We start from the raw sequence: 10851 nt of genomic DNA, 5'->3' as shown, positions 1-10851 counted from the left end.
CCTAGCGCTTCTACATTTGATTTCAACACATCAGGCCGGTCGACACCTGTACGTAAATTAATTGCCTGAGCTTTATTTTGAAGAATTCTTCATATATCAATATACGTTAGCGGTATTGCAGCCGGCTGATCTAAATATATTACTGAATGTTGAATATGAGAATGATGCTTTTACATTAAATTTTATTCAACTAGGTGATGTTGCCTATAGAGAAACGACTGAATATGAAATGTCATTTGTAAAAGGAGATCGCTGGAAGTTTGATGGTTATGAAATGGAACGACTTGATGAACCGTTAAATTTAACATTTGATGATTTAAAACATGCGTATGTTAATGTTGAAACGTTAGAGCGTTATGAAGGTACGTTAGTAGATGAATTCGAACATGAAGGTGACCCGTATTTAGTTATTAATTTCGGCCCACACGATCGAGCAATTAATTTACGTACAGGTGTCGACCGGCCTGATGTGTTGAATCAAATGTAGAAGCGCTAGGAATCCTAGCGCTTATTTCTTTATTTTATATAAATCTTTTACCATCGGAATTAAATGATAGAGGAGGACAATTGATAAAACAGCTGCCATCGCCCATGCACTATATTCAATTTCAGGTAAATCAGTACGGTTAATCGCAATACCTACAAGTGCCCAAATAAACACCATCGGATAAACTAAATCATTGTTTTGATACATAAACCAAATAGCCCAAACTGTCGACAACCAAATAAATAACACTGTCCAAGCTTCAGGTGTGAACAATAGGTGCAAGTGATGTGAGTGAAACACAACAGCAATATTAATAATCGTCGCCACTGAGATCCAAGCTAAATAAATCGAAAAAGGAACGCGCCACAATAACCAGAACGAATCTGATTTAAGACGGCGGTAAATAATGAGAAGGCTGTAAAATAACATTAACATGACAATGAGCGATAAGAAGAAGTATTCATAGTGGAAGAAAAATAACCAACTGACATTCAAAATGCAACTAATAATAAACCAAAGTCCAACTTCGTTTGTCACTTTTTGGCCTTGCGGGCTTACAAATAGCATGACGACCCAAATAATTAATAACAAATAAATGAATCCCCAAATCGAAAAAGCATAATCTGCAGGTGTAAATAAAATATTAAGCCTGTCCGAAATTTCTCCAGTCGTTTGATTGTTTAAAGGTAAAGCATTTGCTAAGTAATTCGTTAAAATTGTCAAACCGAGCACAACAGCATTGGCGATCGCTAACCATGTCGTCTGTTTCATCCCCGTCAACTCCTTAACACCATAGTGGTAAACTATATGCAAAAGTGGACGAGGTTATGTTTTTTAATCTGGATGGTGACTAGTGACAAACGTTCCTGCAATGATGTCATGGATTGAACGTCGATCATCACGCGTAGTTACGAGGTAAATACTGACAATTGTTAAAAGGCCAAGTGTTAATTGATACAAAATAACACCAATTACTTCGCGTAAAAACATTGTAGGAAATGTTAACTTACGATAACTAACTCGAGCAATTCTAATCGAGAGCACACGTTTGCCAATTGTATATCCCCTCCATAATAACGGGGTGAAAGTGAAATAAACAATGGCTATTACTTGTAAGTTTATAAGTACATGATTACCAAAGATTATATAAGCCATAATCGATGCGAAAACAAGTATTCCCCAGTCAATTAATAATGCAAAACTACGTTCAATTATTCCAACGGGGCTATCTGTTATACTGTTCAAGTCAAACACCCTTTTAATAGTCTTTAAGATTATCTATATTTTATCATAATATTGGAAGTAGATTGAATGAAGTTTTATAGCAGGAAAGGCAATGGGGATCAAACATAACTAAAGGAGTTTCTTTTTAGTTCATCAACAGGGAACTAAAAAGCACTCTCACTAAAAAAGGCAAATAGCTTTAAGCCATTCACCCTCTTTGTCTGATCATGTCTCGCTCATATAAAGAATCTTTTGTTGCACGACAAGCCGCTTTATTTAATTCTGATTTAGGACAGTTACCACAACAGTTACGGCTTTCATTGACTTCATAATAAAAGCAGCATGTCCGTCTGATTCGAACGGGTTCAGCATCAAGGGACACTAGCCGCTTGATTCCGTGGAAACGTTTAAGAGGCTGGAAAGATTCGTGAAATTGTTTTGCTTCTAATTCATATATTAAGAAGTGGAAGTCATGGTGGACGCGTGTCATGATTTTTTCATCTGTTTCTTCGCTTAATTTCACTTCATATAACCAATAGATATAGACTGCAATGTTTTCCCACAAAATCGGCTTTGGTACACGTGAAATAGATGAGACGGATTCGATTAAGGTAGCTATGTCACCAAATAATTGCTCTAAATACTGTGGTAATAACTTTTGACGCGACGTTTCGTCAATTGATGTTACAGCAAGGTCATCTAAATAAAGACTGGGAACCCATTTGTTATTTTTGACACGAGGGACAATATATTGATTAGACCAGTTAGCAGATAACCATTGATTATGTTTTGTTAAATTATAAAGTGTTGGGACGACAATTAAAAAGCCGATTCGTTTAATAAATTGTGAAGCTGCGATAAATAAATTGTCTGTATCAAAATCTACTTTAGCTTCTTCCAACACTTCACACAAAAACTGCTCATCACGAAGCTTTGACAGAGAAAACATGTTAGAATTCTGATCAGCTTCTATACGGAAATTTTCAACTAAATCATTTAATTGGTTGTTTGTTAACTGTTGTCTCATCATTATTAACACCTTTCATATGACGACCTTTACTATATGGGATGCATAATGGTGAACCACAAATAGGATCACACGTCACTTGACATTGCAAACCGAACACAGAATGAATGAGTTGTGGTGTAATAATCGTATCTGGATCACCTTGTTGAAAGACTTTTTTATCATGTATGGCCACGATGTGATCAGCGTAACGGCACGCAAGGTTTAAATCGTGTAAAACCATGATAATTGTACGATTCTCTTGTTCGTTTAAATCATGTAGTAAATCTAATATTTCAATTTGGTGTGTCATATCTAAATAGGTTGTCGGTTCATCTAAAAGGATCGTATCTGTATCTTGTGCTAACGTCATCGCAATCCATGCACGTTGACGTTGTCCGCCAGATAACGAGTCAACTTTACGATCAACTAAATCTTCAGTGCCTGTGACTCTAATGGCATAATTGACAGCTTCTTCATCTTCTTCTGTCCATTGTTTAAACCAATTTTGGTAAGGGTAACGCCCTTGTTTCACAAGTTGTAAAACAGTTAACCCTTCAGGTGCGACTGGTGATTGTGGTAATATCGCCAGATCTTTAGCGATTTTTTTCGTTGATGTATGAGCGATGTCATGACCGTTTAAAACGATCGAACCTTCTTTCGGTTTTAATAGTCGTGCGAGTGATTTTAATAATGTTGATTTACCACAACCGTTACTACCAATGAAAACCGTTATCTCACCTTTAGGAATGTGTAAATCCAAATCTTTTATTATATCTTCATCACCATAACCAAGTGTTAAAGTGTTAGTTGTGATCGCGTCCATAAAATTGTCCTCCTTTATCTAAAGGGCAGTCGGTTATTGATTACGACTGCGATAAAGCAAATAAATGAAATAAGGTGCACCGATTGCTGAAGTGAATACACCAGCAGGCACCTCCAGTGGCATGAATACCGTTCGTGCGATTAAATCAGCAATTAAGACGATGATACCACCGATTAAAGCTGATGCAGGAAGCAAGGAGCCGAAAGCTGACCCGACAAGTCTTCTAGCGATATGGGGGGCCATAAGCCCAACAAACCCAATGCCACCAGCAAATGCGACCGCGCCACCAGCTAAAGCAGAGCTTAATAAGAGTAATGTAAAGCGATCTTTTTGAACAAATCCGCCAGCATTAATCGATAAGTCTTGCCCAAGCTCTTGAATATTTAAACGTCTGACATAAATAAATAGAATGAAAATCATTCCTAATATCCAAGGCGTTATAGAAATTATTTCGTTCCAGTTTGTTCCATTCAAACTTCCCGTTAACCATATATTAGCTCTCGAAGCCGTGTAAATAGGACCTAATATCATAATCATCGTCGTAACCGCTTGAACCGCCATTGCAATGCCTACACCAATTAAAACTAGTCGAATTGGTGTGATCCCACCATTTTTCCAAGACAGAAAATAAACGATAAATCCTAAAGCAATAGCGCCAATAAAAGATGCAAGTGGTAGCCAGTGAATGCTTAAGGTTAAAGTATTACTTCGATCACTAAAAACTGCTAAAAAGATGACAGTTGTTAAAGCGGCTCCACCCGTTATACCGATGATATCGGGTGATGCTAGCGGATTGCGAATAATACCTTGTAAAATTGCACCAGATAATGCTAACGCCGCTCCAGCTAGTACTGCAAGTAGAATGCGTGGCATTCGAAATGATTGGACGACGAGATTTTCCATATCGCCACTTGAGTTAAATAAAGCTTTCACAACTTCAATCGGTGAAATTTGCATTTGTCCTATGCCAAGGCTAACAATCATTAAAACGATCGATATAAGCGTTAAGCTTGTAATTGTAATAAGCGATCTTTTATCAATTAAAAATGATATTTTATAAAAACGAAAAGGAATATGTTTATTCATGTATGCCCCTCCTTGCAATATAGATGAAGAAGGGAACGCCGATTAAAGCCGTTACGACTCCAACTGGTGCTTCTTGTGGAGCTATAACATAGCGAGCTCCAATGTCTGCCATAAGTAAAAGCATTGCGCCGAGTAAGCCGCTATAAGGAATAACCCAGCGATAATCGATTCCGACAAACCACCTTGCGACATGCGGAATGACAATGCCAATAAAACCGATTGGTCCAGCTATGGCAACTGTACCACCAGCTAGTAATACGACAATTAAAGCGCCGAATATTTTAATCAATATTGTACGTTGCCCAAGCCCTTTTGCTACGTCTTCGCCCATCGCTAGCACATTCATATGTTTACCGATTAAAAGGGACAATAGCCAACCAACAAGAAGATATGGGAGTAATCCAATTAATAAATCAAGGTCACGCCCTTGAATAGATCCCGCAAGCCAAAACAGTACTTGGTCTAAGGAGCGTTCATTTAAAGTTAGCATTCCTTGTGTTAAAGATGAAAACAAAGCCGCCATGGCAGCTCCTGCTAGAGTGATTTTAATCGGTGTTAAGCCATCACGTCCCATAGAACCGAGCACATAAACGATGATGGCTGCAATAGCAGCACCTGTAAATGCCAACCATGTAAACCCTTCAAGTGAAGTTACTCCAAAAAAGGTAACCCCTAGCACGACAAAAAAACTTGCCCCAGCATTGATCCCGAAAATGCTCGGTGAAGCTAGTGGATTATGTGTTAGTCCTTGCATAACTGCCCCAGCAATCGCTAAGCTTGCCCCAGCAGCTGCAGCAATTAAAGCTCTTGGAATTCTTGTATCTTGAATAATAATATGTTGATTTGAACCATCAAAACTGAAAAGAGAATTAATCACGTCTTGTGTTGAAACCTTCGTCAAGCCCAAAACTACACTTGACCACATAAGTAAGACGACAATGATGATTCCTAGAAAAATGCCACTTATTTTGAATGTATGATGTTTTAACATAAAAGAATGACCTTTCAACGTTGCAACTTTTTTATATCCTATATAAATGATATGATGATTGAGAACGATTGTCAATTAAACTTTGATAATCATTCTCAACTATTTTGTGGGAAAGTATTGACTTTTAAATTGAATGGTCGTAATATAAGCTTTGTTAATGATAATCATTTTCAATTAAACTAACTAGGAGGATACATAATGTTTAAAAGAACGTTATTATTTTCAAGCATTTTAGGTCTTGTCTTGTTCTTAGCAGCTTGTGGTTCAGAAAATAGTGAACCAGAAGAGGAGAACGGCGACACAAATGAAGCTACAGAGGAAACAACAGATACAGAAGAAAGCGCTGAAATTTACGAAGTGGAACACGCTATGGGCACAACCGAAATTGAAGGTACACCAGAAAATATCGTTGTGTTAACAAATCACGGAACAGAAGCGTTATTATCATTAGATATTATACCAACTGGTGCTGTCCAATCATGGGTAGGTGACCCTTGGTATGACCATATTGCAGATGATATGGAAGGTGTGAATGTTGTTGGTTTAGAAAACGATATTTCATTAGAAAGTATTGCTGAACTTGAACCAGACTTAATCTTAGGCAATAAAATGCGTCAAGAAGAGCACTATGAAGCATTATCAGCAATAGCACCGACAGTATTTGAAGAAACGTTACGCGGTGATTGGAAAATCAACTTTGAATTAATCGCAGAAGCAGTGAATAAGGAAGAAGAAGGTCAAGAAGTATTAGACAATTATCAAGAGCGTATAGATGGTTTAAGTGACTCATTAGGTGACCGTTTAGACACGGAAGTATCATTAATCCGTTTTATGTCAGGTGACGTTCGTATTTACTATAATGATTCATTCCCAGGAATTATTTTAGATGAAATTGGATTGGCACGCCCAGAATCACAAGATGTTGATGATTTTGCTGCAACGGGTGTGACAAAAGAACGCATCGATGAAATGGAAGGTGACGTCATTTTCTACTTCACCTATGAAACGGGTGATGGAGAAGGTTCAGATGTTGAAGAAGAGTGGACTGAAGACGCATTATGGAACAACTTAGAAGCTGTACAGCAAGACAACGCTTATAAAGTGAATGACACGATTTGGAATACAGCAGGTGGCGTCAAAGCTGCAAATATAATGTTAGATGATCTAGAAGAACAATTGTTGGATCAATAAGTGACTATTTGCTTTACCCCCTTTAGTAAATAGATAGAAAACGCTGGTCAAGTGGTAGACCAGCGTTTTTTTTGTTTATAAAATCTAAGCAGATGACGAGCACATTTTCATCAAATCTGTTATAATTACTTTGAATTCAAGATATTCTTGTGATGGAGGTCGTTCAATGGAAGGGTTAAAAGGTTTACACCACATTACTGCCATTACGAGCAGTGCAGAGAAGAATTATGAATTTTTCACGTATGTACTAGGCATGCGTTTAGTCAAAAAGACAGTTAACCAAGATGACATTCAGACGTATCATTTATTTTTCGCAGATGACAAAGGAAGTGCAGGAACAGATATGACGTTCTTTGACTTTCCAGGCATTCCTAAAGGCAGTCACGGAACAGATGAGATTTTTAGGTCATCTTTTCGCGTACCGAGTGATGCAGCGCTTGACTACTGGGTGAAGCGCTTCGACCGATTAGATGTGAAGCATGAAGGTATTCAAGACTTATTCGGTAAAAAAGTATTGCCGTTTGTTGATTTCGATGACCAACAATACCAACTTGTTTCAGATGAACATGACGAAGGTGTCGCATCTGGAACACCATGGCAAGATGGGCCAATACCACTTGAGTATGCGATTACTGGCTTAGGGCCGTTACACATTCGTGTATCTGAATTCGATCGTATGAAAATGATTTTAGAACGTGTTTACGTGTTTAAAGAAGTTGACCAAAACGATTCACTTTATCTTTTTGAAGTCGGTGAAGGTGGAAATGGGGCACAAGTGATTATTGAGCATAACAACCAACTCCCGCAAGCTCGTCAAGGCTATGGAACGGTTCACCACGCAGCCTTCCGTGTTGCTGATGAAACTGAGTTGATGAAATGGGTAGACTGGTATTCGAATATTAAGTTGCCGAATTCAGGGGTCGTCGATCGATTCTACTTCCAGTCTTTATATGCACGTGTTGCTCCGCAAATTTTATTCGAATTGGCAACAGACGGTCCAGGCTTCATGGGTGACGAACCATACGAAACACTTGGTGAAAATCTCGCCTTACCACCATTTTTAGAAAACCAGCGCGAACAAATCGAACAAAAAGTCCGCCACATTGATACGGTTCGAAGCACGAAAACAATTGAAAAAGAATACGAATAACTTTTAAAGACCAATTCAATTCGAGTTGGTCTTTTTTTATGTAAATTTGGCAACAATGATAATGGACGTTTAAAAAGGGGAAATGTTTATGGATATGATTCTATTCTTCTTAATTATGATTTTTCATATATGTTTGTTTATTGTTGCGATTGGATTAGCCTACCGTAACGGTTGGTTCGTTGTGTCTAATGTGATTATTTTAGTTCTTCTAGCACTTATTTATGACAACAGTTTGTTGGCTTTTGGCAAGTTTTTCGGAGAGGGAGCACAGCTCGAATTTTATAATGAAATTCGTTTTTGGCTTCATGCCTTAATTACACCACTCTTGTTATTATACGCTTGGGATACGATTAAGCGAGCTGGCTTGAAATGGGCGAATTGGCGCTCTGTCACATGGTTTGTGTTAGGTTTGACGTTATTTTTAATCATTTATGAAATCGTTAGTGAAGTGTGGGGGATGACGTTAAAGCCTTACATGCATAATGGTGTGTTAGCCTACACAAAAGTCGGAAGTGAATCAGGTATGCCGCTAATGATTATGATCGTGACGATTGCTTTGCTTCTGGCATCCATTTATGTCGGCCGCTTGCAAAATTGGTTTTGGTACTTCACAGGCGTCTTTTTCATGACAGCAGGCATGGCCGCGCCACCACCAGTCGAGACAGGTGTCTATGATAACTTCTTAGAGCTTGTTTTAATGTTTTCATTAACGACGACTAAAGCGTTTCAGGATCAGTATGATAGGAGGAGGTGAAGGCAGTTGGAGGGAAGATAGCCACTGCAACCATAACTCCCACCATTTTAATACATACTCCTCACCATTAAGGGAAAATTATAGGTGGAGGAGATGATGGAATGAATCAGTCAATAGTTAAACTTATTTTAGTTATGGCAGGGGTTTGGCTTGTCGTATCACTACTAAGGAGAAGCCGTTTGCGTAAAATGGTGCCAACTTCGATGCTCGTCCCAGTCCTATTTCGAGTGTTCGCTTACATAGGCGAAAGGTCTAGTTCTTTTAACGTAAGTGATTGGGCAGCGAGAACGTGGCCAAGTATGCGTGTGAAGGTGGAGCCTATTGCAACTGGCCTTTTAATCGGTGGGAAGAGATTGTACGGACAAGCTATAAAGTTATTCCCTTTACATGCGCTCATTGAACTCATGCACCCTGTGTTAAGAGAGTGGGAGAAAGCGAAAGTACGCATGCGCTAAAACAACGGCCGAATTGGTCGTTGTTTTTTTCTGTTTCAAAATTTGATGAGCATATTTTGTCTCCATTCTAATAAGGTGAAGTGAGTGTATTTTATTGGAAGTATGGAGGGGTTCAATGGAGTTGATCGGGTTTTTACTGTTTTTGATACCGCTTTTAGTCGTAGCGGCGATTGTTGGTTTGTTATGGTGGGTCTGGATGAAGCTTCGCTACCGAACGGCGAAGTCGAATGAAGCACTTATAATTGCGGGTCCACGACTTGGTAATCCGAGTAAGGAGACGAATATTTTCACCGATGAAGAAGGGCGATCGATGAAAATTATCCGTGGTGGTGGACATTTATTGAAGATGCACCAGACGGCGACACCAGTTGATTTAACAGCGTTCCAACTGAAAATTACAACACCACGCGTTTACACCAATGGTGGGGTGCCGATTATCGCCGATGCTGTCGCAATGGTGAAAGTCGCAGATACTCTACGTGGAATTGCGATTTACGCCGAGCAATTTTTAGGAAAAAAGCCGAAAGAAATTCAAGCAGAAATCTCAGAAGTGTTAAATGCAAACTTACGTGCGATTTTATCTAAAATGACAGTCGAAGGTATTAATGAAGATCGCGAGGAGTTTAATAAACAAGTAACTAAAGTTGCCCAACGTCAGTTAGATGAGATGGGCTTTAAAATTACATCACTCGGCTTGCAAGACCTCCGCGATGCTGATCCGGAAAATGGTTACTTAGAAAACTTAGGTAAACCTCGTATCGCTCAAATTCGTAAAAAAGCTGAGTTGGCTGAGTCTGATGCTGATAAAGAAACGAGGATTCACCGTGCTAACAACGACCAAGAAGCTAAAGAACAAGAATTCGAACGTCAAATTGAGATTGCTGAGTCGAAGAAGGAAAAAGATTTAAATGACGCATCAATTAAAGAAGAAACCGAACGAGCACGCGCGAAGTCCGAGCAGTCTTATCAGTTAGAAAAAGCACGCCTTGATAAAGAAGTACAAGAACATGAGTTGAAAGTCCATGCTCAAAAGAAAGAAGAACATTTGCGATTGCAACATATGGAGCGCGAACGTCTAGTGCAGTTGGAACATGAAGAAGCGAAAGTCCGTCAAGCCAAGGCCGACGCTGAATACTACGAAGTTACCAAACAAGCAGAAGCCGAAGCAAAGAAAGCTCAAATTGACGGGGAAACACGAGCAAAAATTAAACGCGAAGCCGGTCTGTCAGAAGCTGAAGTCATTCGCAAAAAAGGTGAAGCCGAAGCAGAGTCGAAGAGGTTACTCGCTGAAGCAATCTCCAAACATGGAGAAGTCGTTATTGTTGAAAAGCTGATCGAGATGTTACCTGAATATGCGAAAGAAATCGCCAAGCCTCTATCCAATATAGAGTCAGTCAAAGTCATAGACACTGGCGGTGGTGGCCAAGGTGGTGTTTCAACTTACGGCCAATCCATTACCAACACCATGACCCAAATCCAAGAGCCTTTAAAAGAGCTGACAGGCCTAGATGTCAATCAACTTTTAACCGACCTAGTAAACCGCGGCAATACACATACAGTCGTGCGGGCGGAAGAAACGCGTGATGATGAAGAACAAAGTGAGCAGGTGGATGATGAGAGGTAATTACCGAATAGCGGGTGATTAATACTGAATGGAGCGGATCATTACCGAATAGCGGGT

12 protein-coding genes are annotated in these 10851 nt (G+C 39.3%); 6 read left to right on the top strand and 6 right to left on the bottom strand.

The window, feature by feature from the left end:
• The first annotated feature begins 61 nt into the window (after positions 1-61).
• The gene (locus A194_RS0110905; RefSeq protein WP_017186883.1) at positions 62-487 is read left to right on the top strand and encodes a hypothetical protein; all 426 of its coding nucleotides are present in this window, start codon (positions 62-64) and stop codon (positions 485-487) included.
• Positions 488-508: 21 nt separating this feature from the next.
• Here A194_RS0110905 and A194_RS18210 read toward each other — a convergent pair whose 3' ends face one another.
• From A194_RS18210 to A194_RS0110875, 6 genes are all read right to left on the bottom strand, one after another.
• Complete coding sequence (locus A194_RS18210) at positions 509-1258, bottom strand: tryptophan-rich sensory protein (RefSeq protein WP_017186882.1); 750 nt, start codon at positions 1256-1258, stop codon at positions 509-511.
• A 63-nt stretch (positions 1259-1321) separates the two neighbouring features.
• Complete coding sequence (locus A194_RS0110895) at positions 1322-1732, bottom strand: RDD family protein (RefSeq protein WP_017186881.1); 411 nt, start codon at positions 1730-1732, stop codon at positions 1322-1324.
• Positions 1733-1919: 187 nt separating this feature from the next.
• The gene (locus A194_RS0110890) at positions 1920-2738 is read right to left on the bottom strand and encodes a (2Fe-2S)-binding protein (RefSeq protein WP_017186880.1); all 819 of its coding nucleotides are present in this window, start codon (positions 2736-2738) and stop codon (positions 1920-1922) included.
• A complete protein-coding gene (locus A194_RS0110885; RefSeq protein ID WP_017186879.1) occupies positions 2704-3543 on the bottom strand; it encodes an ABC transporter ATP-binding protein in 840 nt (279 codons plus the stop codon). The genes A194_RS0110890 and A194_RS0110885 overlap by 35 nt, the downstream gene beginning before the upstream one ends.
• 33 nt (positions 3544-3576) lie before the next feature.
• Positions 3577-4629 carry a FecCD family ABC transporter permease gene (locus A194_RS0110880; protein WP_017186878.1) on the bottom strand — a complete coding sequence of 351 codons (1053 nt, stop codon included), beginning with the start codon at positions 4627-4629 and terminating at the stop codon, positions 3577-3579.
• Entirely contained in the window at positions 4622-5620 is a 999-nt protein-coding gene (locus tag A194_RS0110875) for a FecCD family ABC transporter permease (protein ID WP_017186877.1), read from the bottom strand. Before A194_RS0110875 ends, A194_RS0110880 begins: the two co-directional genes overlap by 8 nt.
• 198 nt (positions 5621-5818) lie before the next feature.
• On the opposite strand from A194_RS0110875, the gene A194_RS0110870 reads away from it, so the two are divergent.
• From A194_RS0110870 to A194_RS0110850, 5 genes are all read left to right on the top strand, one after another.
• Positions 5819-6811, top strand: a complete 993-nt coding sequence (locus A194_RS0110870; RefSeq protein WP_017186876.1) for an ABC transporter substrate-binding protein — start codon at positions 5819-5821, stop codon at positions 6809-6811.
• A 166-nt stretch (positions 6812-6977) separates the two neighbouring features.
• Positions 6978-7961, top strand: coding sequence for a ring-cleaving dioxygenase (locus A194_RS0110865; protein WP_017186875.1), 984 nt, complete (start codon positions 6978-6980; stop codon positions 7959-7961).
• A gap of 88 nt (positions 7962-8049) precedes the next feature.
• On the top strand, positions 8050-8715 hold the full coding sequence (locus A194_RS0110860; RefSeq protein WP_017186874.1) for a hypothetical protein: 666 nt from the start codon (positions 8050-8052) through the stop codon (positions 8713-8715).
• Positions 8716-8816: 101 nt separating this feature from the next.
• The gene (locus A194_RS0110855; RefSeq protein ID WP_017186873.1) at positions 8817-9170 is read left to right on the top strand and encodes a hypothetical protein; all 354 of its coding nucleotides are present in this window, start codon (positions 8817-8819) and stop codon (positions 9168-9170) included.
• A 115-nt stretch (positions 9171-9285) separates the two neighbouring features.
• Positions 9286-10794: a flotillin family protein gene (locus A194_RS0110850; protein ID WP_017186872.1), complete on the top strand. Its 1509-nt coding sequence runs from the start codon at positions 9286-9288 to the stop codon at positions 10792-10794.
• Positions 10795-10851: the final 57 nt, after the last annotated feature.

The organism is Alkalibacillus haloalkaliphilus C5 (assembly GCF_000269905.1).
Classification (GTDB): Bacteria; Bacillota; Bacilli; order Bacillales; family Alkalibacillaceae; genus Alkalibacillus; species Alkalibacillus haloalkaliphilus_A.
The sequence above is the reverse complement of the archived record's forward strand: the minus strand, read 5'-3'. Positions and strand labels throughout refer to the sequence as shown.

What these genes read in the sequence shown, in the direction of transcription:
- A194_RS18210 (WP_017186882.1), bottom strand. Translation starts at nt 1,258, where the DNA reads ATGAAACAGACGACATGGTTAGCGATCGCCAATGCTGTTGTGCTCGGT.
- A194_RS0110890 (WP_017186880.1), bottom strand. Translation starts at nt 2,738, where the DNA reads ATGAGACAACAGTTAACAAACAACCAATTAAATGATTTAGTTGAAAAT.
- A194_RS0110885 (WP_017186879.1), bottom strand. Translation starts at nt 3,543, where the DNA reads ATGGACGCGATCACAACTAACACTTTAACACTTGGTTATGGTGATGAA.
- A194_RS0110880 (WP_017186878.1), bottom strand. Translation starts at nt 4,629, where the DNA reads ATGAATAAACATATTCCTTTTCGTTTTTATAAAATATCATTTTTAATT.
- A194_RS0110875 (WP_017186877.1), bottom strand. Translation starts at nt 5,620, where the DNA reads ATGTTAAAACATCATACATTCAAAATAAGTGGCATTTTTCTAGGAATC.
- A194_RS0110870 (WP_017186876.1), top strand. Translation starts at nt 5,819, where the DNA reads ATGTTTAAAAGAACGTTATTATTTTCAAGCATTTTAGGTCTTGTCTTG.
- A194_RS0110865 (WP_017186875.1), top strand. Translation starts at nt 6,978, where the DNA reads ATGGAAGGGTTAAAAGGTTTACACCACATTACTGCCATTACGAGCAGT.
- A194_RS0110860 (WP_017186874.1), top strand. Translation starts at nt 8,050, where the DNA reads ATGGATATGATTCTATTCTTCTTAATTATGATTTTTCATATATGTTTG.
- A194_RS0110855 (WP_017186873.1), top strand. Translation starts at nt 8,817, where the DNA reads ATGAATCAGTCAATAGTTAAACTTATTTTAGTTATGGCAGGGGTTTGG.
- A194_RS0110850 (WP_017186872.1), top strand. Translation starts at nt 9,286, where the DNA reads ATGGAGTTGATCGGGTTTTTACTGTTTTTGATACCGCTTTTAGTCGTA.